Source organism: Plantibacter flavus (assembly GCF_900177615.1).
In the GTDB taxonomy this organism is placed as follows: Bacteria; Actinomycetota; Actinomycetes; order Actinomycetales; family Microbacteriaceae; genus Plantibacter; species Plantibacter flavus.
Genome location: NZ_FXAP01000005.1, coordinates 378112 through 402813 on the forward strand (window position 1 = coordinate 378112; position 24702 = coordinate 402813).

Annotated in this window: 18 protein-coding genes; 7 read left to right on the forward strand and 11 right to left on the reverse strand. The window is 70.2% G+C overall.

Translation table 11 applies throughout. The features are described from left to right. Positions 1-3: 3 nt before the first annotated feature. Positions 4-1218: a glycosyltransferase gene (locus B9Y95_RS16475; protein WP_158596608.1), complete on the reverse strand. Its 1215-nt coding sequence runs from the start codon at positions 1216-1218 to the stop codon at positions 4-6. 93 nt (positions 1219-1311) lie between these two features. Here B9Y95_RS16475 and B9Y95_RS16480 point away from each other — a divergent pair, with 93 nt between their 5' ends. Further along, positions 1312-2265, forward strand: coding sequence for a lysylphosphatidylglycerol synthase domain-containing protein (locus tag B9Y95_RS16480; RefSeq protein ID WP_064295189.1), 954 nt, complete (start codon positions 1312-1314; stop codon positions 2263-2265). A gap of 32 nt (positions 2266-2297) precedes the next feature. Here the strand turns inward: B9Y95_RS16480 and rfbA are convergent, their stop codons facing one another. From rfbA to B9Y95_RS16495, 3 genes are all read right to left on the reverse strand, one after another. After that, a complete protein-coding gene (rfbA, locus tag B9Y95_RS16485; RefSeq protein WP_064295188.1) occupies positions 2298-3164 on the reverse strand; it encodes a glucose-1-phosphate thymidylyltransferase RfbA in 867 nt (288 codons plus the stop codon). Positions 3165-3234: 70 nt separating this feature from the next. Further along, entirely contained in the window at positions 3235-4203 is a 969-nt protein-coding gene (locus B9Y95_RS16490) for a class I SAM-dependent methyltransferase (RefSeq protein WP_064295187.1), read from the reverse strand. Between the two features lie 4 nt (positions 4204-4207). Continuing rightward, positions 4208-4813, reverse strand: a complete 606-nt coding sequence (locus B9Y95_RS16495) for a dTDP-4-dehydrorhamnose 3,5-epimerase family protein (protein WP_064295186.1) — start codon at positions 4811-4813, stop codon at positions 4208-4210. A 114-nt stretch (positions 4814-4927) separates the two neighbouring features. Here B9Y95_RS16495 and B9Y95_RS16500 point away from each other — a divergent pair, with 114 nt between their 5' ends. The 3 genes from B9Y95_RS16500 (at position 4928) to B9Y95_RS16510 (ending at position 7593) form a co-directional block, all read left to right on the forward strand. Next, positions 4928-5500, forward strand: a complete 573-nt coding sequence (locus tag B9Y95_RS16500) for a GtrA family protein (RefSeq protein WP_064295185.1) — start codon at positions 4928-4930, stop codon at positions 5498-5500. Positions 5501-5608: 108 nt separating this feature from the next. Beyond that, the gene (rfbD, locus tag B9Y95_RS16505) at positions 5609-6460 is read left to right on the forward strand and encodes a dTDP-4-dehydrorhamnose reductase (RefSeq protein WP_123539734.1); all 852 of its coding nucleotides are present in this window, start codon (positions 5609-5611) and stop codon (positions 6458-6460) included. Next, entirely contained in the window at positions 6457-7593 is a 1137-nt protein-coding gene (locus tag B9Y95_RS16510; RefSeq protein WP_085513459.1) for a glycosyltransferase family 4 protein, read from the forward strand. The genes rfbD and B9Y95_RS16510 overlap by 4 nt, the downstream gene beginning before the upstream one ends. 11 nt (positions 7594-7604) lie before the next feature. Here the strand turns inward: B9Y95_RS16510 and B9Y95_RS16515 are convergent, their stop codons facing one another. Both B9Y95_RS16515 and purE read right to left on the reverse strand, forming a co-directional pair. Beyond that, entirely contained in the window at positions 7605-8984 is a 1380-nt protein-coding gene (locus B9Y95_RS16515) for an LCP family protein (protein WP_234994144.1), read from the reverse strand. Beyond that, positions 8981-9502: a 5-(carboxyamino)imidazole ribonucleotide mutase gene (purE, locus tag B9Y95_RS16520; protein WP_085513536.1), complete on the reverse strand. Its 522-nt coding sequence runs from the start codon at positions 9500-9502 to the stop codon at positions 8981-8983. Before purE ends, B9Y95_RS16515 begins: the two co-directional genes overlap by 4 nt. Positions 9503-9647: 145 nt before the next feature. Here purE and B9Y95_RS16525 point away from each other — a divergent pair, with 145 nt between their 5' ends. Together B9Y95_RS16525 and B9Y95_RS16530 are read left to right on the forward strand one after the other, a co-directional pair. After that, positions 9648-10751, forward strand: coding sequence for a VIT1/CCC1 transporter family protein (locus B9Y95_RS16525; RefSeq protein WP_085513461.1), 1104 nt, complete (start codon positions 9648-9650; stop codon positions 10749-10751). A gap of 131 nt (positions 10752-10882) precedes the next feature. Further along, positions 10883-12976, forward strand: coding sequence for an acyltransferase family protein (locus B9Y95_RS16530; RefSeq protein ID WP_085513463.1), 2094 nt, complete (start codon positions 10883-10885; stop codon positions 12974-12976). 221 nt (positions 12977-13197) lie between these two features. Here B9Y95_RS16530 and B9Y95_RS16535 read toward each other — a convergent pair whose 3' ends face one another. From B9Y95_RS16535 to mvk, 5 genes are read right to left on the reverse strand one after another with little or no spacing between them, the layout of a single operon-like run. After that, the gene (locus tag B9Y95_RS16535) at positions 13198-14391 is read right to left on the reverse strand and encodes a hydroxymethylglutaryl-CoA synthase (protein ID WP_085513465.1); all 1194 of its coding nucleotides are present in this window, start codon (positions 14389-14391) and stop codon (positions 13198-13200) included. A gap of 59 nt (positions 14392-14450) precedes the next feature. Beyond that, positions 14451-15518, reverse strand: coding sequence for a hydroxymethylglutaryl-CoA reductase (locus B9Y95_RS16540; protein ID WP_079002857.1), 1068 nt, complete (start codon positions 15516-15518; stop codon positions 14451-14453). After that, entirely contained in the window at positions 15515-16732 is a 1218-nt protein-coding gene (locus tag B9Y95_RS16545) for a phosphomevalonate kinase (protein ID WP_071262515.1), read from the reverse strand. The genes B9Y95_RS16540 and B9Y95_RS16545 overlap by 4 nt, the downstream gene beginning before the upstream one ends. Then, positions 16729-17787 (reverse strand): diphosphomevalonate decarboxylase, encoded by a 1059-nt coding sequence (mvaD, locus tag B9Y95_RS16550; protein ID WP_234994145.1) that lies wholly within the window; start codon positions 17785-17787, stop codon positions 16729-16731. The genes B9Y95_RS16545 and mvaD overlap by 4 nt, the downstream gene beginning before the upstream one ends. Then, on the reverse strand, positions 17784-18722 hold the full coding sequence (gene mvk, locus B9Y95_RS16555) for a mevalonate kinase (protein ID WP_085513469.1): 939 nt from the start codon (positions 18720-18722) through the stop codon (positions 17784-17786). The genes mvaD and mvk overlap by 4 nt, the downstream gene beginning before the upstream one ends. Positions 18723-19112: 390 nt before the next feature. Between mvk and B9Y95_RS16560 the strand changes: the two genes are divergently transcribed. Continuing rightward, positions 19113-24701 carry a glutamate synthase-related protein gene (locus B9Y95_RS16560; RefSeq protein WP_234994146.1) on the forward strand — a complete coding sequence of 1863 codons (5589 nt, stop codon included), beginning with the start codon at positions 19113-19115 and terminating at the stop codon, positions 24699-24701. Position 24702 lies beyond the last annotated feature (1 nt).

Genomic DNA, 24702 nt, shown 5'->3' on the forward strand with positions numbered 1-24702 from the left:
CGATCAGTCGGACGAACGACGACCGACGGCACCCAGCACGTCGTGCAGCAGCGTGCGGTATCGGGAGCCGATCGCCTCGATCGAGAACTGCTCGGCGTGCGTCGCGGCTGCCGCGCCGAGTCGTTCCCGGAGGTCTGGATCGTCAGCGAGCCGCTGGATCGCTCGGAGCAGGGCAGCAGTATCCCGATCGGGTACGACCAAGCCGGTCGCGTCGTCGAGCACGACCTCGTTCAACCCCGGCAGATCCGTCGCGATGATGGCCCGGCCGGCACGCATCGCCTCGAGCAGAGCGACCGGAAGACCGTCCTGATCGCCGGAGGTGGACGCGACCGAGGGGAAGACGACCACGTCGGCACGGCGGTACGCAGCGAACAGCTCGGTGCGCCCCTGCTGACCGATGAAGACCACGGGTAGGCCGGATGCCTCCGTCTCGAGGGCGGTCCGCAGCGGTCCGTCGCCCACGATCTCGAGCTCCAGCGACCCGGCCGGGGCCCGGCGGACGGCCTCGATGAGGTAGGACAGACCCTTCTTCTCGACGAGTCGCCCGACGAACATCAAGCGGGCGGGCACCACGCCTGGAGCCGGTACGGCCTCGTCCACCCCTGCCGGCTCCGACGCAGGGACCGGGGGCAGATCGGCACCCATCGGGATGACCTGGACGCTTGCAGGCGCTGCGCCCAACGCGATCACACGGTCACGCATGTCGGCGTTCATGACGGTCACCGCGCCCGCCCGACGCACGATCCGCGCCTTCAGCGCACGCAGCGGAGCGGCGTTCAGCGCGTACAGGTCGCCGCCGAGGGTCGTCACGAGCTGCGGGACGCGTCGGCCGCCGAGCAGGGCCACGACCCCCTGGGGGATGATCCAATGCACATGGAGGACGTCGGGACGGAACTCACGGAGAACACGTCGGAGCGCAATCAGTTGGGCCAGGAACAGCCCTGGAACCTGCAGCCAGCGAATCGGCTTCGCACGCAGGTTCTCGATGATGGCGCCGTCTGCGAGGTCCTCCCAATGCTTCGGAAAATACGGGTATCGCGTGATGTGCAGGTCACCGTCCTGCTCATCCGATGCGGCCCCTGGCACCCGTGGTACGAGGACCCTGGTGTCGAAGTCGAGGGATTCCTGCAGAGCCAGGTCCCTCACGAACGCCGGCACGCCGTCGCCCGCACGGGCGGGGAACGTGGAGGCGAGGACGAGGAGACGGGGACGTGGCACGGGACCTCCGGATCGGGCGGGTGCTCCCATCGACGTGCGGCGATCGCCGCACGCACCGGCTGTGGACGCCGTGGGAGATAATGGGCATCTGCCATGAACAAGCTTACCCAGGTCAAACGGCCCCTCCAGATCGCCTTCGCGGTGGTCGTCATCGGCTTCATCACGTGGACCGTCATCCGCAGCTGGGACGACTTCGTCTCGAGCGTGCTCACGATGCAACCGGTCTGGCTGCTCGGTTCTCTCGTGGCCGGCTTCCTCGGCGTCTTCTTCTCGATGCTCGCCTGGCGGGCCGTCGTCATCGCCTTCGGCTACCGCATCTCGGTGCGGGACGCCTCGCACGTCGTGTTCGTGTCCCAGATCGGCAAGTACCTGCCGGGAGGTGTCTGGCCCATCGTCGCCGGCAGCCAGCTCGGCGCGCGCGCGGGCATCCCGACGGGGGTCACGGCGATCACCCTCACAGCCCAGCTGTTGGTGAGCCTCATCGCCGGCTCAACCGTCGCCGCCGGCACGTTCCTGGCGTTTCCGGCACTGGCCGCTTCCTACGGCTGGCTCGTCGTCCTCGCGATCGCCGTCGGCGTCATCGCCCTCCTGCCACCGGTCCTCACGAGGATCATCGGGTTCGCCTTCCGACTCCTCCGCCGGAAGGACCCTCTACCGCCCATCCGGGCCCTCCCGTTGACCGCAGCCATCGGATGGTCGCTCATCAGCTGGGTGTGCTTCGGCGTCCATCTCTGGACCATCGTCACGTCGCTGGGCACATTCGATCCGGGTCTGCTGCCGCTCGCGACCTCGGGCTACGCCCTGGCCTGGGTCGCGGGGTTCCTCGCGATCATCGCGCCCGCCGGCGCTGGCGTCCGGGAGGCGATCCTCGCCCTCGTGCTCACCAGTGTCGTCCCGGTCGGCTCGGTCCTCGGTATCGTGCTCGTGAGCCGGTTCGGACTCATCGTCATCGACGTCGCCGTGTGCCTGTACGCGCTCGCCGTCGCACGGATCAGGCCCGGCACCCCAGCGGTCGGACGACCTACTGCGGCACCGGGCCCGGAGTGACGATCAGTGCGCTCAGCGCGAGGTGACGAGCGTCATGCCTGCGCGAGCAGGGTCTGCAGGTAACGTCCGTATCCGCTCTTGACCAGAGGAGCGGCGAGGACGGCCAGCTGCTTGTCGTCGATCCACCCGGCGCGCCATGCGATCTCCTCGATGCACCCGACCTTGAACCCCTGACGGTCCTCGATGACCCGGACGTACTCGGATGCCTGCATCATCGACTCGAAGGTGCCGGTGTCGAGCCAGGCGGTGCCACGATCGAGGACCTGGACCTGCAGCGATCCCTGCTCGAGGTAGCGCTCGTTGACGGTCGAGATCTCGAGCTCGCCGCGAGCGGATGGCTCGATCGTCTTCGCGATCTCGACGACCGAGTTGTCGTAGAAGTACAGACCGGGGACGGCGTAGTTGCTCTTCGGCTTCGCCGGCTTCTCCTCGATCGAGATCGCGGTGAAGTCGTCGTCGAACTCGACGACGCCGTAGGCGGTCGGGTCGGCGACCTGATAGGCGAAGATCAGCGCACCGTCGATGCTGTTGTGATTGCGGAGGGCGGAGCCGAGTCCCGTGCCGTGGAAGATGTTGTCGCCGAGGACGAGCGCGACGCTCTCGTCGCCGATGAACTCCTCACCGATGATGAACGCCTGGGCGAGGCCGTCGGGCGAGGGCTGGACCGCGTACTCGATGCGGATGCCGAGCTCGGCCCCGGTCCCGAGGAGCGCGCGGAACTGCTCGTTGTACTCCGGCGTGGTGATGATGAGGATCTCGTCGATCCCGGCCATCATCAGCGTCGACAGGGGGTAGTAGATCATCGGTTTGTCGTAGATGGGCATCAACTGCTTCGAGATGCCCTTGGTGATCGGCCACAGTCGCGTGCCGGATCCTCCGGCCAGAATGATTCCTCGCATAACTCATGCAGTCTAGTCGGAGTTCGCCACGGCGATCCGACGCCGCCGAGACGGTCGTGGTCGGCGCGATTCAGTCCGCGCGACGCCTCACCACTCCGCTGACCTTTCGCACGGGAGCCGTGAGCTTCCAGCTGGTACTTGCTCGCACCGCTTCGAGCTGCTGGCGGAGGCCGAGGTTTTCGGCTTCAGCGGCCGCGACGAGCTGTTCGGCATGCTCGAGTTCGGCCCCTCGTTCCTCGAGGGCAGCCCCTCGTTCCTCGAGAGCCACCCGCACAGCGGCATCGTCGTCCCGCCCCGCGACGATGGCGGACAAGTCCGCACCGAGCCGCGCGTAGGCGTCGCGGACGCGTTCAGGTTCCCGAGCCGCGACCTCGAAGAACCGGACCATCGTCTCGGGCAGCTCGGAACCGACGCCCAGGACACCGAGGCCGTGATTGTGCTCGAAGGTGAACGAGGGGTGGCGGGTCTTGATCTCGTCCCAGAACCGCCAGACGCCGAACCCCTCCTGGTGCTCCGCGATGTCGTGGAAGAGGACCACGGCGCGCTCGGAGAGCTTGGGCCGCCAGGACTCGTAGTCGTGCAGGACGTCCTCGTAGCCGTGACGCCCGTCGATGTGGAGGAGGTCGATGGTGCCGTCGGCGAACTGGTCGACGGAGTCGTCGAAGTACCCTCGCAGCAGGGTCGATGAGGATCCGAACTCCCGGTCGTTCACGCCCGTGACGTACTCGTAGACCTCTTCACCGTAAGCACCCGCGTGGTCGTCGCCCTGCCAGGTGTCGAGCGCGAAGGATTTCGTCTCCAAGCCGAGGCGACGGAACGCCTCGCAGAAGGTGAAGTAGGAGTAACCGTAGTGCGTGCCGAGTTCGGCGAAGACACGTGGTCGGACGGCATCGGCGATCCAGAAGGCGAATGGCGCGTGCTCGACCCACGCCGAGAGCGGGAAGAACCTCGGCTGCCAGAAGGCCGTGGGACCGAGCCAGTCGGGCTCGATCACCACGGGTGCCGAGCCGACGAGCGACCGGTTGGCGGGCTCGCTCATGCGATCAGCTCGACCGGAGCGACGCGTAGAACGCGCGGGCGTCGTCCCACGTCGGCAGCAGGCCGGCCGCTGCCGCCTCCGACAGGCCGGGAGCCTCGGTGTCCTTCGGCGACAGGAGCGGTGTTCCTGCCGCGTCCGGGATGACGAGTCCGATCTCCGGGTCGAGCGGGTTGATGCCATGCTCGCGGTCAGGACGGTACACGTCGGTGACGAGGTAGCTGACGGTCGCATCGTCGGTCAGCGCCACGAAGCAGTGCCCGAGCCCCTCGGAGATGAAGATCGCCTTGCGGTCGGTGTCGTCGAGCAGCACCGAGTCGACCTGGCCGAACGTCGGCGAACCGACGCGGATGTCGATGACGTAGTCGAGGACCGCGCCACGCGTCGCCGTGACGTACTTCGCCTGCCCGATCGGGATGTCGGCGAAGTGGATGCCACGGACGGAGCCGCGCTTGGACACGGACGTGTTCGACTGGGCGAGCTTGATCGAGCGACCGCTCGCCTCCTCGAGCTTGTCGAAGCGGTACCACTCCAGGAAGACACCTCGGTCGTCGCCGAACTGCTTCGGCGTGATCTCGTAGCTGTCTGGGACGTTCAGTTCTCGGATCTGCACCCGGCGATCCTACCAATCCGTCGACTGCCGCGGCACTCTGTGACAACGCTCACAGCGCACGGAGCGGCGTCCCCTGTGATACTCGAACGATCGGTTTCGTCGTTTGGGAGCAACATGGAGCGCCTCAAGAGGCTCGCAGAGCGCGTCTGGTTCGGCATCGCGCAGTACGCGCTCAAGTTCGGCGTCGTCGGGCTCATCGGGTTCGGCATCGACATCGCCCTGTTCAACCTGCTGCGGCTCGGCGTGTTCGGACACGATCACGCCCTGCAGTCGCCCATCGGGGCGAAGGCCGTCAGCGTCTCGGTCGCCATCGTCTTCAACTGGATCGGCAATCGCTACTGGACGTTCCGTGAGCACCGTCGCAAGAACTTCGTCCTCGAGCTCGTCGAGTACGTGGTCGTGTCGCTCGGCGGCATGGGGATCGCGCTCCTCTGCCTCTACATCAGCCACTACGTTCTCGGGTACGACACGCTCCTCGCCGACAACATCGCGAGCAACGTCATCGGGCTGGGCCTCGGCACGCTGTTCCGGTTCGCCTTGTACCGCTACTGGGTCTACGGGCACCATCGTAAGGACGGTCTCGCATCGGCAGCCCGCGTCGAGGAAGCACAGCGGACGATCTTCGAAGAACCCCCATCGCGGACCGGCACGGTCAGGGAGCCGACAGACCGCCCTTCCCTCGGCTGAGGCGGACACCGGTTCCGCGGCGGCTCGGGGTGTCCGGTCCCGACCGTCCAGACCTCCCGAAGCCCCACACGTTACGATGACTTCGCCCCATCGGAGAGGAACCACACCTTGTCTTATCTCATCACCGGAGCCTCCGGCATGCTCGGCCATGACCTGCAGGAGGCCCTCGTGGGCCGTCCGGTCACCGCCCTCGGCCGCGCCGAGCTCGACGTGACGGATCTCGAGGCCGTCCGCGCCGCTGTCGCAGGCCACTCGGCGGTCATCAACGCCGCCGCCTACACGAAGGTCGACGACGCCGAAACGAACGAGGCCGACGCGGCCGCGGTGAACGCCATCGGAGCCCGCAATCTCGCGGTGGCCGCGCGTGAGGCCGGGGCGAAGCTGGTCCAGGTGTCCACCGACTACGTCTTCGACGGTTCCGCCACCTCGCCATACCAGGAGGACCACCCGCTCGCGCCGATCAGCGCTTACGGCCGGACGAAGGCCGACGGTGAGCGTGCCGTCCTCGCGGAACACCCGGACGGGTCGTACATCGTCCGTACGGCCTGGCTGTACGGGAAGAACGGACCGAACTTCGCCGCGACGATGGCGAAGCTGGCGGCGAACGGCGTCGATCCGGGCGTCGTGACCGACCAGCTGGGACAGCCGACCTGGACGGCGGACCTGGCTGCGCAGATCGTCGCGCTGCTCGATGCTGACGCGCCGGCTGGGGTGTACCACGGCACGAACGGCGGGCAGGCCTCCTGGTACGAGTTCGCACAGGCCGTCTTCGCGGCGGTCGGCGCGGACCCTGCCCGCGTCTCCCCCACCGACAGCTCCGCCTTCGTCCGTCCTGCGCCGCGCCCCGCCTACTCGGTGCTGGGCCACGACGCCTGGGCCGTCGCAGGTCTGGCGCCGATGCGCGACTGGCGTGAGGCCTTCGACGCAGCGACGCAGCACGGCGTCGTGACGGCACCGTGACGACGCTCCGGGTCGTCGTCGACCAGATCGTCGCTCCGGTGGCCGGCGGTGTCGGCCGGTACTCCGAGGAGCTCACCCGCGAGATCATCGCGAGCGCCCCTCCCGGCTGCGACGTCGAAGGCATCGTCTCCGCGGTGTCGAAGGAGAAGGTCGACCTCCTCGAGTCGAAGCTGCCGGGCCTCGCAGCCCTGCACCGCACGACGCTGCCTCGGCGTGAACTCAGCGCCGCCTGGCAGCTCGGTATCGTCACGCCCGGCGCCGGCACCGGCATGGTGCACGCGCCGGGTCTCCTCGCTCCACTCAGCAGGCACGATCGCATCAACGACGGCAATCAGATCGTCGTCACCGTTCACGACACACTCGCCTGGTCGCACCCGTCCTCGCTGACACCGTTGTCGGTCAGCTGGCAGAAGGCCATGGTGAAACGCGCCCGAAAACACGCCGACGCCATCGTCGTCCCGACCCACGCCGTGGCAGACGAACTGCGTCAGATCATCGACCTCGGCGACCGGGTCCGCGTCATCGGAGGCGCCGCCGCATCCACCCTCGCCCTCCCCACGGATGCCGACGGCCGAGCACGGACGCTCGACCTCCCCTCCGAGTACCTCGTCTCGGTCGGCTCGCTCGATCCGCGTCGCGGCATCACCGAGCTCATCACCGGGCTCGGTCGTCCGGGAGCGCCCGACCTGCCACTCCTCATCGTCGGCACCGACAGTTGGGGAGACGTCACGCTCGCGCAGGTCGCCGACGAAGCGGGTCTTCCGGAGGGCCGCGTACGAGCACTCGGATTCCTCGACGACGCCGATCTGGCCGTCGTCCTCGACCGCGCCACCGCACTCGTGTACCCGAGTCTGGCCGAGGGTTTCGGCCTACCGCTCGTCGAGGCCTTCCGCTTCGGCACGCCCGTCATCCACTCCGACGTGCCCGCGCTCGTCGAGGTCGGCGGCGGAGCCGGTGTCGTCGTCGAGTCCGGCGCGAAGGGCTACGCCGACCGTCTGATCGCCACCATCAACGACGTCATCGGGGACAGCGAACGACTCGCTCGACTGCGGATCCTCGGCATGGACCGCGAGCAGGCGTTCAGCTGGCGCGACTCCGCAGAGCGCGTCTGGCAGCTGCACGCCGAGATCTGACCGGTCCCGGCTCAACCCGCGTCGGTCGGGTCAGCGGTCGGCGTTGGCGGCCAGAGCGTGTCCTGGACGGTCTGCTTGATGAGCCCGTAGTCGGGCTCGGTGGGGTCGATCAGCGGCGGCACGAACTCCACGCTCGCGAGGCCGGCGGCCTTCGTCTTCCCGGCGAGGTTCACGAAGTACCCGAGCATCGACTGCGGGACATCCGTCTTCACGACGTCCGGGCTCGCCGCGGCGATCTCCTGGAAGCGCAACAAGACGTTCGTCGGGTTGAACTGCTTGAGCATCGCGTCCTGGAGTTCGCGCTGGCGGGCGATCCGGTCATAGTCGCTCGTCGAGTGCCTGGAGCGCGCGTACATGAGTGCGGTCCGACCGTCCATGACCTGCTTACCGGGCTCGATCCACTCGGTGACGTCGTTGAGGTCCTCATCGCCGTCCATCGGGAGCCGCTGCGTCGGCGTCATGGTGATGCCGCCGAGCGCGTCGATGAGCGTCGCGAAGCCCTGCATGTCCACGAGCACGTAGTACTGGATCTTCAGACCGGTCGCGCCCTCGGCCGCCTGCTTCATGGCCTCGATGCCCGGCTCACTTCCTGCGGCCTCGGCCTTCGGGAACAGCTCGGGGTTCTTGAGCTGGATCTCGGTATAGATGGAGTTCAGCTGGCAGACGTCGACGTCGCAGTCGTCCTCGTAGCCGTAGCCGTTCGGATACAGCGAGGCCATCTCGGAGCCCTCCGGGAACGGGACGGGGTCGAGGTCGCGCGGGAGCCCGAATGCGGTCGCTTTGCCCGTTTCGGCGTTGACGGCGACGACCGAGGTGCTGTCGGGTCGCAGTCCCTCGCGGTCGGCGCCGGCGTCACCCCCGAGGAGGAGGAAGGTGTAGTACCCGTCGACCGGTTCGACCGGTGCGGTCTGGGCGAAGATCGAGCCGATCGTGCCACGTGCGGAGCCCGCCACGACCGCACCATAGCCCGCTGTCCCGGCGACCGCGACGAGTGCCAACGTGGCGAAGAGCGCGACGCCGAGCCGCGCGTTCGGAGAGGCCCGCACGAGGCGGACGAGGCGCAGCGTGTCGAGGGTGAGGACGACCCACAGGACGGCGTAGAGAGCGAGGAGCACCTGCACGGCGGTCAGGGTGAACCAGTTCGTCGCGATGGTGATGACCGGGGCGGGCCAGAGCAGGTAGGCGACGACGGCCACGATCGCCACCACCCAGAGCGACAGGGTGCAGAAGAGTCCGAACCGCCCGAACTTCCGGTTGCCGGCGAGCACCTGCGCGGAGCCGGGGATCAGGAGGTTGAGGACGACGAGCCACCAGGCACGCTTGGTCATCACCTCGCGTGAACGGGTGTCGGGATACCGCATCGGCTTTGCGGCGGTGGCTGCACTCGTCATAGCTGCGCTTTGAGGTTCCGGTTCTTCTCCTCGACCGAGTCGGCGAGGGCCTCAGCGTAGGCGACGAGCGCCTGGTGCAGGGCGTCGTCGGCCGTGGCGAGGATCTTGACGGCGATCAGCGCGGCGTTCTTCGCGCCGCCGATCGACACGGTCGCGACCGGCACGCCCGCGGGCATCTGCACGATCGACAGGAGCGAATCGAGGCCGTCGAGGCGGGAGAGCGGGACCGGGACACCGACCACCGGGAGGGTGGTGACGGAGGCGAGCATCCCGGGCAGGTGGGCTGCACCACCGGCACCGGCGATGACCACCTTCACCCCGCGACCGTGGGCGGCCTTGCCGTAGGCGATCATCTTCTCGGGCGTGCGGTGGGCCGACAGCACCTCGACCTCGAACGGCACGCCGAAGTCGCGGAGCACCTGCGCCGCATCGCTCATGACGTTCCAGTCGGAGTCCGAGCCCATCACGACGCCGACGAGCGGCGGGGCGTCAGGGGACGGGGCGGAGTTCTCGGGCATGAGCACCATCGTAGATCGCAGTGTCTGAAGATCGGCTCAGGACGCACCGCAGCTGCTGGACAAGCCCTCGCCCGGCGACCCCAGTCCGGGGACGTCTCCGCGGCGCGCGGCGCACCGGTCGACGGGCGTCTGGGACAATCGGCGGATGAGCGAGTCGACCACGAACGGATCCGCGTCCCGCCAGGAACCACCCAGCCAGCGCGAGCTGCGGCGCTGGCGCGGGTACCTCGCCGACGAACGCGCCGAGGCCGCCGTCTACCGGGATCTCGCTGGCCGGCGGAGCGGTGAGGAGCGCGACATCCTGCTCGCGCTCGCCGAGGCCGAGAAACGCCACGAGTCGCACTGGATCGCCCTGCTCGGCGACGACGCCGGCAAGCCGCAACACGGTGACCTGCGGACCCGACTGCTCGGCTGGCTCGCGAGGCGGTTCGGATCCGTCTTCGTCCTGGCGCTCGTCCAGCGAGCCGAGTCGCGCTCGCCCTATGCGACCGAACGGGCGGCCACCGAGCGGATGGCCGCCGACGAGCAGATCCACGAGGAGGTCGTCCGGGGCCTGGCCGCCCGTGGACGCAACCGCCTGTCCGGAACCTTCCGGGCGGCCGTGTTCGGAGCGAACGACGGACTCGTCTCGAACCTCGCTCTCGTCATCGGCATGAGCGCCACCGGGGTCGGCAACGGCGTCGTCCTCGCCGCCGGGCTCGCGGGCCTCCTGGCGGGTGCGCTGTCGATGGGTGCCGGTGAGTACGTCTCGGTCCGGTCGCAGCGCGAGCTGCTCGAGGCGTCCAGCCCTAACCCGGCGGCCGACGACGCCCTCCCCCACCTCGACGTCGACGCGAACGAACTCGCGCTCGTCTACCGGGCCCGTGGCATGGAGGTCGGCGAGGCCGAGGCACACGCTGCGGACGTCCTGGCCCGCGTCGGTGCGGGGACCTACGAGCGCGAGGCCCGTGCGGCGATGGAGCACGAGGCCATCGGGACCGGGCTCGGAGCCGCGCTCTCGAGCTTCTGCTTCTTCGCATCGGGCGCCGTCATCCCGGTCCTGCCCTACCTGTTCGGGCTGCAGGGTGTCGCCGCACTGCTCGTCGCCGCACTCCTGGTCGGGGTGGCCCTGCTCGGAACCGGCGCCGTCGTCGGGCTCCTCTCCGGCGGTCCACCGCTCCGCCGGGCACTGCGACAACTCGCGATCGGATACGGGGCGGCCGCGGCGACCTACGTGCTCGGCCTGCTCTTCGGCGCGAACGTCGGCTGACCCGATCGTCGGCCGTCCGCCGTCGACACCCGAAGCCGAAGCGAACCGGTCATCTGCCGTCCACGAGTGCGTCACCGGCGTTCCCTACGCTGAGCCCGCCGTCCGTCGACCCGGACGGCGGAGGAGACCGCGTGAGGCAGGTGCAGGAGCGGACCGGCGCGTCTCCCCTCCTCGGAGCGATTCCGCGCACACAACCCGACATCCAGCTGCTCCGCGCGATCGCCGTCCTGTCCGTCGTGGTCTTCCACCTGTCGTCGAGCCTCCTGCCCGGTGGGTACGTCGGCGTCGACGTGTTCTTCGTCGTCAGCGGCTATCTGATCACGAGCCACCTCGCACGCCAGGCCACCGAGACGGGCCGCATCGACCTCCCGGCGTTCTGGGCCCGCCGCATCCGGCGACTCCTGCCGGCCGCGCTGCTCGTCCTCGCCGTCACCGCGATCCTCGTCTGGCGGTTCGCTCCGCCGAGCGCCTGGACGCAGTTCTTCACCGAGACCGTGGCGGCCGGGACCTCCTGGGAGAACTGGTTCCTGGCCGGGAGCTCCGTCGACTACCTCGCGCAGGGAAGCGCCGCGTCGCCGGTCCAGCACTTCTGGTCGCTGTCCGTCGAAGAGCAGTTCTACCTCGCCTGGCCACTCGTCGTCGTGTTGTGCGTGTGGCTCACCCGGCGGCGAGCGTCGGACCTCCGCCGCACCCTCGGTGTGGCGCTCGGGATCATCGGTGCCGCCTCACTCCTGTGCTCGATCCTGTACACGGCGGCGGATCCGGCGCCGGCGTACTTCGCCACGCCGACCCGTGCCTGGGAGTTCGCGGCCGGCGGTCTGCTCGCACTCCTCGGGCCGGTCGTGGTCGTGCACCGCACTCGGTGGCGGACGGCCTCCGGCGTCCTCGGCGTCGTCCTCCTGGCGGTCGCGCTGGTCGCGTTCACCGAGCGGACGCCGTTCCCCGGGATCGCAGCCGCCTTCCCGGTCCTCGGGACGCTCCTCGTGATCGTCGGCGGGTCGTCGACCCACCGGTGGTCCGTGACGACCATTGCGCGCACCCGGGCGTCGCTCCTGCTCGGCGATCTCTCCTATTCGCTGTACCTGTGGCACTGGCCGCTCATCGTGGTCGCGCCGTGGGTGCTCGGCGTGCCCGTCCCGCTCGGCGACCCGCTCGGCCCGGCGATCGCCGCCGCACTCCTGGTCCTCGCCGTGATCCTCGCCGCGCTGACGAAACGGTTCGTCGAGGACCCCGTCCGACGAGCTCCCATCCTCACGCACGCACGCTCCGCGCGGACCGTCCTGCTGGCGGGCGCGGCGACCGCCCTCGTGCTCTGCATCCCGACGGCGGGGTTGCTGACCGTCGCCGCCGAGGAACGCACCCTCGCGAGCACCGTGGACACCTACCTCGCGGACGGCGAGCCGTGTTTCGGTGCCGATGCGGCCGTGTCGGGCTGCACCAATCCGGCGTTGGCGGACGAACTCCTGCCGCCGCTTTCGGTGCGGACCGAGGACACGGGCGACACCTTCCGGTGTTCCGCGGCGGCCGATGCGCCGGACTTCCCCGGCTGCACCTTCGGCTCCGAGCGCCCGGACGCCACGCGGGTCGCGCTCACCGGGAACTCGCACGCCACGATGCTCATCCCCGGCCTCGTCGACCAACTCGAGGCACGCAACTGGCGACTCGACGTGTACGTCGGCAAGGGCTGCGAGTGGCGGACCCCGGGACCGGACGACTCGGTGGCCTGCGCCGCCCGGCGGACGCTCATGCAGCAGGCGTTCACCGGTGAGCGGCCGTACGACATCATCCTGGTGACCTCGAAGAGTCCGGACGAGACCTCGGTGGCCGAACGGGCCGCGATCCGAGGCGCGACGCTCGCGGCGTGGAGACCGGTGCTCGAGCAGGGGACGTCGATCGTGGTGCTGCGGGACAATCCCCGCGTGCCGACCGAAGCGGCGGCGTGCGTCGACCGCACGAGCGCCGCCGAGCTCATCGCTGGGGCGTGCGCCTTCCCCGTGGCCGAGGCGTACCCGACGTTCGACCTGAACACCGCGACCGCGGCGATGACCGACGGCGCCGTGCCGGTCGTGGATCTCGGCGAGCTGTACTGCGCGGCCGGGACCTGTCCGCTCGCCGTCGGGAACGTGCTCGTCTATCGCGATCTGCACCACATCACGGCCACCTGGTCGCGGACCCTGGGACCGTTCCTCGTCGACCGGATCCGAGCCGCCACCTCCCGAGGATGACCAGTCCCCGATCGGGTGGAGTGCCAGCGCGGTGCGCCGACGCGAGGGTGTCGAACCCGGCGTCGGCGCGTTGCGCTGACGCGAGCGCGGCGGAACCGGCTCGACCGCGTGGCACACGCGTGAGCGCGCCCCTCCAGAGACCCGCGCTCACGTCCCCGACCCGCGGTGACGTCAGCGCACCGCGCTGGCGACAACCCAGGAGAGCTCGGGCGTGGGCGCGGTCAGGCGGAGGTGGGCTCGTACTGCCGACGGTCGCCGACGACGCCCGCGAAACGGAACGGCGCGCCGGTCTCGCGAGGGCGGTCGGAGTCGTGGACGTCGGCCGACGCCGCGTCCTCGAGGAGCTGCAGGTAGCGGGCGTCGTCGACGACCGTCCGCGCATCGAGCTGCGCACGGTTCGCGTCGCTCCGCAGAGCCGAGCGGTAGCCCGGACGCACGATGCCGCTGAAGCACTCCGCGACCGCACCCGAGCCGTAGCTGAGGAACGCGATGCGCCGACCGGTGAGGTCCTCGTCGCCGTCGAGCAGCGCGAGCAGCGCGAGGTACACGGAGGCCGTGTAGCTGTTCCCGATCCGGCGGTTGTACCCGGTCGTCGGCTCGATCTGTGCGTCCAACTCCTCCTGGGTGCGCTCGGAGCCGAGCGACTTGGCCAGGTGCCGGTGCGCCTTGATCGCCATCTTCGTGAACGGCTGGTGGTAGCAGAAGTGGTCGACCTCGGAGAAGTCCGCTCCGCCGCGTGACCGGTAGTCCGCCCAGGCACCCTCGATCGCGTCCTGGTAGGCGGAGATGGACAGCTTGCCGTCGACGATCGCCGTCGCGCTGTGGTTCGGACGCCAGAAGTCCATGACGTCCTGCGTGTAGACGCCGGTCGCGGTCTCGAGCTCGAGGATGGCGGGATCGGCGGCCACGAGCATGGCGACGGCCCCGGCACCCTGCGTCGGCTCGGCATTGGAGTGCAGTTCGTACCGCGCGACGTCGCTCGCGATCACGAGGACGGTCTCCTCGGGGTTCCGCGCCACGAGCGCAGCAGCGAACTGCAGCGCCGCGGTGGCCGAGTAGCAGGCCTGCTTGAGCTCGACCACGCGGACCGCCTGCGGCAGGCCGAGCAGCCGGTGCACGTAGACGCCCGCGGACTTCGACTGGTCGATCCCGGACTCGGTGGCGAACAGGACGGTCCGCAGGCGGCCACTGCCGTGCCGTTCGATGATGGGCGCGGCAGCGGCGGCGGCCATCGTCACGATGTCCTCGTCGGCGGCCGGGACGCTCATCTCGCTCTGGCCGAGACCGACGTAGTACTTGGCGGGTTCGACACCGAAGCGCCCGGCGAGCTCGGCGAGGTCGATACGGTTCGCCCCGGTCGCGAAGGCGATGTCGTCGATGCCGACGGCGGGGCTGCTGGTCTGGTAGGTGTTCACGTGCGGGGTGCTCCGTTCGAGCGTCGACGATGCACCGGTCCCCCGGTGCGGTGGGAGGGTCAGGCGGGCGCGCCGGCTGCGGTCTGCGCGCTGCGTTCGAGCTTCAGGTGGGCGGCCATGAGCTCACCGGGGTTGGTCTGCGCGGCGAGGAGTGACAGTTCGCCACACCAGACGGCGGCAGCACACAGGACGGCGAGTCGCCGGGCGTTCGCACCGGGTTCACGGTCCTCGCGGCACCCGAGGCGGGTGAGGTTCTCCTCGACGAAGCCGAGCCCCTTGCCGTTGCCGACCGTGCCGACGATGAGGTTCGGCAGGGTGCAGGAGAAGTAGAGGTCGCCGTCGTGCACCTCGGCGTGCGTGACGCCCTGCGAGCCCTCGACGATGTTCGCCGCGTCCTGGCCGGTCGCCAGGTAGAACGCGAGCAGCATGTTGGCGTAGTGGGCGTTCGCGCTGCGCAGGCCACCGGCGAGGATCGTCCCGACGAGGTTCTTGCGCACGTTCAGCTGCACGATCTGCTCGGGCGTCGTGTGCAGGAACCGCTCGACGATCGCCCGCGGGATCGTCATCTCGGTGACGACGTTCTTGCCGCGACCCAGGATGCCGTTGACCGCGGTCGCCTTCTTGTCGGAGCAGAAGTTGCCGGAGATCGAGCCGTACCGGAGCATCGGCCAACGCTCCATGATGTACGGCATGAGACGGTCCGCCGCGAGCGTGACCATGTTGTGCCCGGACGCGTCACCGGTGCGGAACTCGAGGCGCAGGAAGAGCAGGTTGCCGGCGATCTGCGAGTTGATCTCGATGAGTTCGGCGAAGTGGCTCGACTGGGCGACGACGGCCTGCAGCTCGGGCAGGCTGCGCTCGATCTCGCGGAGCGCCTGCAGGGCGTCGCCGGCGGAGTCGACCTCGAACAGGACGGAGCGGCTCATCCGCTCGTCGACGAGCGTCGCGCGAATGCCGCCGGGGACCATGGAGGAGATGCGGGCGCCCCGGCGCACCGACGGCCAGAGCGGGCTCTCGTACGTGGCGAGCGGGACCTCCTGCTCGCCCTCCATGACGTTGCCGCTCAAGTGGAGCGGGCCGATCCACTTGAGGGGGACCGGTGCGACGCCGTCGGGTTCGTTGCTCATGCGTGGGGTTCCGTTCCGCCCCGGAGGACGTCGTGCTGCTCGGCGAAGGCACGAGCGTAGGTGGATCTGATGGATTCGACCGCGTCGTCGTCGGTCCGGCTGATCTCCGACGGCCCCCACGGGCTGTGGGCGGCGTCGATGAGTCCGGTCGGTGGGTGCACCGTGAGCGGGAGCCGCTCGATGCCGTGCGCCGACCAGTCGTCTTCGAGGGCGGCGGTGGAGACGGACTGGCCGATGAACGCGATGCCGCAGTCGCCACCACCTGCACCGGAGGACTTGGCCGCCCCGCCGAGGCGCTCGGCGGCGTCGCAGAGCTGCGCGAGCGCGGCGGTCTCGATGTCGACACCGGCGTCGCGGCCGAGACCGGCGAGCGTCGCGCGCGCGGAGCGGACGGCACCGAGCACGAGGGCCGGGTCCTCGTCGTTCAGCCCGATCGTGAGAGCGTCGACGGCGGCGCGGCTGGCTGCGAGGAAGGAGGTGTAGTGGGCCGTCTCCGCCCACTTCCGGGACTGCAGTTCGTCGACGAGACGCGTGGTCGAGGCGGGCTCGCCGGTCCAGCCGACGAGGAGCCGGAGCGAGGTCGGCGGCGACAGGCGCTCGAGCCCCAGCTCGGCCCAGGGGTCGCGGAGGGCTGCGAGCACCCCTTCACGGTGGCGCACCTCACGCAGCCGGGCCCGGTCGGGCGAGGTGTAGCGGAGCCAGCCGCCGAACATGCTCGCCGCGAGGTCGCCCCCGGAGGCTGCCGGTGCGACGTCGATGGTGGCGAGGATCGCGAGCTTGAGCATCTGCGTCCGGGTGAGGTCGAGCTGGTAGAACTCGTCGAGGGCGCGAATGGTGGCGGTCGTCACGGCGGCACTCGAACCGAGGCCGAACTTCCGGCCGCTCGCGTCGTCGAGCTCGCTCGTGATGGACAGGGCGGAGAACCGCTGCGCCACGCCGAGCTCGGCGACGAGGGTCTCCATCGTGCTCACGGCGGAGAGGACGTGGTCGAGCGGGCGTTCCTCGTGCTCGACGACGACCCCGTTGCGGTTGCGACGCCAGATGATGGGCGCTCGGCCGTACTGGTCGGAGAAGATGCGGCCCTCGTGCTCGCTCGCCTCGAGTCGGACGGTGACGCACCGGTCGACCGCGACGAGGATGGAGGGATGCCCTGGTTCGACGACGGCGTACTCGCCGGCCACGAAGAGTTTGCCGGGCGCCTTGATCTCGATCATCGCGCTCCTTCCGTTGTCTGCTCGCCCGCCGATCCGCCGGGCTCCGAGGTGATGAGCCTCGCGCCCCGTCCGGCTCTGGCGGGGATGACGCCGATGTGGGGCTGCGCCTCGAGGATCCGAGCCGCGAGCTCGTCGACCGCGTCGGCTCGACACAGGATCTTCACGTTCGGGCCGGCGTCCATCGTCGCATAGCATTCGAGGCCGTCGCCTCTGAGGTTTGCGACGAGGTCGAGTAGTTCCACGCTCGCCGGTCCCCAGTACCGGACCGGCGGCTCGGCGCCGAGCATCGTGGCGTGCATCCGCATCGCGTTCCGCTCGGCGATCGTGCCCACCGCGGTGAAGTCGGCGCGGGTGATCGCGGCGAGCATCTCCTCGAGTTCGACGGGGGTGCGTTCGACCCAGGCGGGGTAGTACGGGGAGGTGTCGACCGTGCGCCGCATGCCGTCGCGACTGGAGACCGACTTGGCCCGGGCGTCGAGGACGGTGAGGACCATGCCGAGCTCGAGTCCGGGCGCGGGCACCGCCTCGGCGAAGGAGCTCTCGTCGTCGTGCCCGGCGTGCCAGACGGCGATCCCGTCGAAGATCGAGCGGGAGGCCGACCCCGAGCCACGGCGAGCCAGCCGGGAGAGGGCACGCCGATCGAGGTCGAGTCCGAACGCGGTCGATGCGGCGAGCGCCAGCGCTGCGAAGCCCGAGGCGGAGGAGGCGAGTCCGGCCCCCGTGGGGATCTCGTTGTGGGAGTCGACGCTGACGCGCTCGTCTCGGTCGGCGAGCGCGCGCACGAGGTCGATGAAGCGCGTGACGCGGGAGCGGGCGGTGCCCTCCAGGGGGCGTCCGCCGAGGAGCACGACGTCGTCGGGTGTGTCCGTCAGCCGCACCGTCGTCGTCGTGGGCGCTGCGTCGAGGGTCAGTGAGAGGCTTCCGGTCCACGGGAGGATGAGCGCCTCGTCCCGCTTGCCCCAGTACTTGACGAGGGCGATGTTGGGGTTGGCCAGCGCGGTCGCGCTGCCCTCCTCCGAGGCGGTCGTCGCGAGCTGTTGCGGGGTCAGGGTCACGCGTAGTCCTCCGCGTCGATCGTCCAGGTGCCGAGTGCTCCGGCCTCGAGGAGGGCTTGCGAGATGCGTCGGGCTGACGCGGGGTCTGCGGCGAGGGTGATGATGCATCCGCCCTGCCCGCCGCCCGTGAGCTTCGCGCCGAGGGCGCCGTTCGCCGCGGCGACCGCGATGAGCGCGGTGATGGCCGGGTGGCCGGCGCCGAGTTCGTCGAGGACGACCTGCGCCGCGTTCATGCGGGTCCCGAGGTCGTCGCGGCGGTCCGCGGCGAGGTCGGCGACGCCCGCCACGGTCAGGCGTTCGAGCTCGGCCAGGAGCGCGCGACCACGCTCGGGGTGCACCTCGACGAAGGCGCGGACGTCGGCGACCGCCTTCCGGGTCGACCCGCGCGCACCGGTGTCGGCCACGACGAAGCTACCGCCGAAGCGGATCGGCGGATGCTCGACCCGGCCGGCGGTGAAGAGGATGGGTGTCGAGGAGCTCGTGGCCCGGGCGTCGAGACCACTGGGCGTCCCGTGGGCGACGCGTTCGCCGCGCTGCACGAGCTCGAACCGGTCGGCGTCGTCGAGCGCCACGCCGTGCAGGTCGGCGACGGCGTCGACGATCGCGTTGGCGGCCGCGGCACTCGAACCGAGGCCTCTGCCGATCGGCAGGGTCCCGCGGACGACGACCTCGACGCCGGCCGGTGCCGCACCGACGTGCGCGAGGGTCTCGAGGACGGTGGTCCCGAGCGGATCGGAGGCGTCGAGCGGGCCGAGCGAGATCTCGGTGTCGAGGACCGAGGCCCCGTCGATGCGTCGGGCGGTCGCCTCGACCCGGAGCGACGGGATGGGCAGGGCGACGGCTGGAGACCCGTAGACGACGGCGTGCTCGCCCAGCAGGATCGCCTTGGCGTGCGCGAAGCCGCGACCGGTCGCAGCCGTGTGCTCTGTCGTCATCTCACCATTCTGGTCCGAAAAACATGCAGCTGGCTGCACATCGGTCGTCCGGTCGCGATCCGATCCACCACGGGGCCGGCCCGTGAGTCGTCCCGCAGCGCATCCGGGCGCTGCACGATGGGCCGTCGACGGGAGCCGCCGGAGCGCTCACGGCGTGTCCCATGCGTACCGGAAACACCCAGCCTACGCCGAACGGCCCGGTTCGGCTCGTTACGGTTGAGTGGGCGGGACGGCCCGGTTAGGATCGGAACACCTCCATTCATGCAGACGACGGCCGCCGCACCCAGCGCCCGCGTCGACACGGACCCACCCTCCAGCGACGTAGATCCGGTCCCGTCATCTCACCGTCTCCGGGCCGTCCAGCGCCCGCATTCCGAGGGGTACCCCGTCGTGATCTCGTCTTCCGTTCCACCGCGCCCGCGCCCGCGCACCGCCGCACCATCGCCCCTGCCCGACCTCGTCGATCGCCAGACCGACAAGAGCGACTGCGGCGTCGGCTTCATCACCCGCAAGGACGGCGTGCAGAGCCACGACGTCATCGCACTCGGCGACACCGCCCTGTGCGCCATCCCCCACCGCGGCGGCATGTCCTCCGAGGGCGTCGGCGACGGAGCGGGCGTGCAGATCGACCTCTCGGTCGACTTCTTCAGCTCCCTCGTCGGCAAGCCGCTCGTCGCCGGACGGTTCGGCCTGGCGAACGTCTTCCTCCCGGTCGACCACGGTCGGATCAGCGACGCCGAGGCGCTCATCGAACGTTCGCTCGGCGAGGCCGGCTTCACCGTGCTGCTCGCCCGTGCCGTGCCGACGGTCGACGCCGTCCTGCGCCCGAAGGCCGTGCAGTACCAACTGCCGATCCGGCAGTGGATCTTCGAGCCCTCGGACGACGCCTCCACGGAGGACCTCGACCAGCGCGCGCACGCGGCCCTGCTCGCGATCGAGGCGACCGCCTACACGGACCTCACCCTCGACGGCCTGTACCCGCTGTCGCTCAGCACGCGCACCCAGGTCCTCAAGGGACGCCTCAACTCCGGCGAGGTCATCCCCTACTTCGCCGACCTGGCCGACCCCCTGCACCGGGTCAGGACCCTGGCCTTCCACACCAGGTTCTCGACGAACACCGCTCCCCACCCGTCGATGGCGCAGCCCTTCCGCCTCATGGCGCACAACGGCGAGCTCAACACCGACCGCAAGAACCGTCTGTCCGAGACGGCGCTGGCTGCATCGCGAGGCCGGAAGATCATCCGGGCCAGGGGCCAGTCGGACAGCTCGCGCCTCGACCAGACGCTGCACAGCCGCGTGGTCGAGGACGGACTCGAACTGCTCGAGGCGGTCGTGTCCGTCATGCCCCCGGCCTGGGAGAACGATCGCACCCTGAGCCGCGAGGTTCGGGCGATGCTCGAGTACTTCTCGCTCGTCGAGGAGAAGAACGACGGCCCGGCCGCGCTCATCTTCAACGACGGCACGACCGTCGGCGCCCGGCTCGACCGGCTCGGCCTGCGCCCGCTGCGCAGCGTCGAGACGGCCGACTACCTCTCCGTCACCTCCGAGGCAGGGCAGCTGCCGTTCCCGGACGACGAGGTGGTCCACCGCGGTCGCATCGAGGCCGGCGGCATGCTCGCCTACGACCACCGCACGGGCACTCGCCTCCGCACGGGTGAGGCGCTCGAGCTCCTCGCTGCGCGCAAGGACTACCCGGCGATGCTCGCCGCATCGGCCACCGACCTCGATGCGCTCGAGGACCGGGGCGTCCCGGTGTCGGCACCGACGGCCTCGGCGGACGACGCGTTCGCCTACCGCGGTGGGCTGAGCCAGGTGCAGCGCTACGTCGCGTACTCCCTCAACCAGGAGAGCTTCCGGTTCATGACGGACCCGATGCTCGCCTCGGGCAAGGAGCGGATCTCGGCGATGGGCTACGGCAACGCCATCAACGCCCTGTCCGACCAGGAGGGCGGCCTGGCGAAGTACTTCTCCCAGCGCTTCGCCCAGGTGACCAACCCGCCGCTCGACAGCATCCGCGAGGCTGACGGCATGACCCTCCGGGTCGCACTCGGCCCGAAGCCCGGCAGCGGCACGGTCGGCACGAAGCAGCTCGTCCTCCGATCCCCCATCATCAGCGAGGACGAACTGCGCCGCCTCAGCGCTCAGCACGAGTCGCCGGCCGCGTGGTTCGACATCCTCTACCGGCCCGAGGTGGACGCGCAGGCGAACGCCGACGCGCTCGAGGCCGCCGTCGAGCGCGTTGCCGTGGAGGTCGCCGGGTTCGCCGCAGAGAACGGCGGCATCGCGATCCTCAGTGACCGCGGCGTCCACGCGGAGGGTGCCGCCCTGCCGCTCATCCTCGTCGTGGCGGCAGTCAACCAGCGACTCATCGACGACGGCCTCCGGCTCCGCGTGTCGCTCGTGGTCGACAGCGGCCAGCTGCCGTCCTCGCACCACGTCGCCTCCGCCCTCGGCTTCGGTGCGTCGGCCGTCCACCCGCTCGCGGTCCGCCTCCGCGCCGAGCAGCAGCACCCCGACGAGGTGGAAGCAGCGTTCCGCCGGTTCGCCTACGCCGCCGAGAAGTCGCTCCTGAAGACCATGGGCCGGGTCGGCCTCTGCACCGTCGAGAGCTACATCGGCGGCGAGTTCTTCGAGCCGAACTACCTCGACACGAGCGACCCCGTGCTCGCGCGCGCCTTCCCACACCTCCGCGCCCCCGTCGGCGGCGTCGGCTTCGCCGGGATCGCCCGGACGGCGAGCGCCTGGCACCAGCGCGCCCTGACGACGTCGAGCGATGCGGACGTCCCGCTCCTCGGCCTGTTCAAGGAACGGGCCGAGGGCGCGGGCCACTCCTACGGGACGACCGCGGTCCGCGGCTTCGTCGACCTCACCGAGGAGCCCGTCCAGCTGCCGCGAGCGGACACGACGGCCGTCGACCGCGACGGCGGCACGCTCGGTGACGACCCGCTGCGCCTCCACACCATCGGGAACCTCGAGGACGCGTTCGGGATCGACGACGACGCCTACCAGCACACCTCCTTCGACGCCCTCGACGACGACGAGATCGACGCCTTCACCATCACGCCCGGCTACCGCTCCTTCGTCCAGTCGATGACGACCGAGCGGCGCCGTCGCCCGGCGGCCCTCCGCGACGTGCTCGTACTGCCCGAGGACATCACCCGGCTGACCACCCCGGAGGAGTTCGCTCGCGAGCTCGACCGGCTCGGCCCCGTCGGTAACTCCTCGATCGTCGTCCGCGGCCTGCGTGCGACACGGACCGAGCAGGGGCGGCACCGGCTGCAGCTCACCGGGCCGCTCGCGGGCGACCTCACGCGGGTCTCGGCGCTCGGCGAGTACTACGTCCACCGCTTCGGCGGCGAGGTGACGGGGCACTGGATCTCCGGTGGCGACCTCATCGTGGAGGCGACGGGGTCCGCCGACGACTACTTCTCGATGCTCGTCGAGGGTGCCGAGAGCATCTCGACCGACCTCGTCCAGCCTGCGAGCGAGATCACCCGATCCCTCGCGTCCGGGGCGATGAGCCACGGCGCCCTCGTGGCGACCGCGCACGAGGCGGTCGCCCACGGCACCAACATGGTCGGCGGGATGTCGAACAGTGGCGAGGGCGGCGAACACCTGTCCCGCTACGGGACGATCCGCGGCTCGCGCATCAAGCAGTTCGCCTCCGGCCGCTTCGGCGTCTGGGCCGGCTACCTGGCCGACCCGATGCTCCAGGAGCTCGAGATCAAGATCGGCCAGGGCGCCAAGCCCGGTGAGGGCGGTCAGCTCCCGGCTCCCAAGGTGACGGTGGACATCGCCGCCGCCCGGGGTGGCACGCCCGGTATCGAACTCGTCTCGCCGCCGCCGCACCACGACACCTACTCGATCGAGGACCTCGCGCAGCTCATCCACGATTGCAAGGCGGCTCGGGTCCGCGTCGTCGTCAAGCTCGTCTCCTCCGAGGGCATCGGCACGATCGCCGTCGGCGTGGCCAAGGCCGGTGCCGATGTCATCAACGTCGCCGGCAACACCGGTGGCACCGGCGCGGCCGCGGTGACGAGCCTCAAGTACGCCGGACGCAGCGCCGAGATCGGCATCGCCGAGGTCCACCAGGCCCTCAGCGCGAACGGTCTGCGATCGAAGGTGACCCTGCGCTGCTCCGGCGCGCACCAGACCGGTCGCGACGTCGTCATCTCAGCCCTGCTCGGCGGCGACAGCTTCGAGTTCGGGACCACCGCGCTGATGATGCTCAAGTGCGTCATGGCGAAGAACTGCAATGTGAAGTGCCCGGCTGGTCTCACGACCAACCCGGAGACCTTCGACGGCGACCCGCGCGCGCTCGCGCAGTACCTCCTGAACATCGCGCACGACGTCCGCGAGCGGCTCGCCATCCTCGGCCTCCGCTCGCTCCGCGAAGCCCGCGGCCGCACCGACCTCCTCCACCTCGTCGACCACCCGGCGGCCGTCGCGGACCTCGACCTGCGCGCCATGCTCGCCGTCGTCCCCGAGGTCGTCGTCACCGACCCGGTGTACCTGGAGAAGGACTTCACGCTCGACGACGCACTCATCGAGCGGGTCCGGGCAGGACTCTTCGACGACGGCCGGACGACGCTCGACCTGGGCGCCGAGGATGCCGACGGCGGTATCCGACTCGGCAACCGCTGGCGTTCCGTCGGCGGGCAGCTCGCGATCGACCTCGAGCGCATCCTCAACCACGAGCTCGACGACGACCAGGCGGCGGCGATCCCCCCCGTCGTCACCGACGACCGCGGCCACCGTTCGCTCGCCGCCGACACCGTGACCATCCGCACCGAGCACTCCGCGGGGCAGTCGTACGCGGCGTTCTGCGTCGACGGCCTGCACTGGCGACACACCGGCACCTGCAACGACGGCGTCGGGAAGAGCGCCTCCGGTGGCACCATCGCGATCCTCTCCCCCGGCGGCGGCAGCTCGGAGGACGGCGGCAACGTCCTCATCGGCAACTTCGCCCTCTTCGGGGCGACCGGTGGCCGCACCTTCGTCCAGGGCGAGGCCGGCGACCGCTTCGCCGTCCGCAACTCGGGCGCCACCGCGGTCGTCGAGGGCGTCGGCGACTACGCCTGCGAGTACATGACCAACGGCGCCGTGCTGAACCTCGGCGGTTTCGGGATCGGCTTCGGCAACGGGATGAGCGGTGGCTTCGTCTACCAGTACGACCCGCGGGGTGAACTGCCGAGCAAGGTCAGCGCGGACTCCCTCCTCCTCGGATCGATCACCGAGGGCGAGCAGGCGGCGTTCCACGAGGCCGCCGTGCTCCTGCTGCTGGAGTGGCACGTCGAGGCGACCGGCTCGCCGCTCGCCTCCCGGTTGCTCGCCGAGTGGGACACGGCCAGGCACCAGTTCGTGTTCGGCATGCCGCGCGCGCTGCTCCTCTACCAGGACAGCGACGCGATCCTCGCGGCCAACAGCCGGAAGGAACTCCTCGACGAGCTCGGCGCGGCCCTCGCGGCGCAGCAGCTCCGCACCTTCAAGCTCGACTACCGCGACCGCCGACCGGTCCGCGGCGGTCGCGCCCCCGGACTCGGCGAGCCCGCGGCGGACCCGCAAGACGTCTACGCGCTCCTCACGAGCTACACGGTGCTGAAGCTCGCCCAGGAGGTCGCGCTGTCCCGCACGCCCGGCGTCGACGACCCAGCGCACCCGCTCGTGCAGGCGAGCGTCCGCACGCTCATCCTCACCGAGGACTTCTTCGTCATGCAGCGGGTGCAGCGGGCGGCTCGAGAGCTGCTCGAACGGTACGACGACGGAGCGCTCGCCGCCATGATCGCCGCGAAGCGCCTCCACGACTACACGGAGGCACTGCGGCTGCGGAACGTGCGGTCGATCGACCACCCGGGCACCACGGGGTGGATCATGCACCAGCACGCCAAGAACCGGGCCCGATCCGCAGCGACCGGTGGCACCGAAGCACTCCTTGCATCGGCCGCTCTGGCCGAACTGACCCTGGCGGGTTCCCGATGAA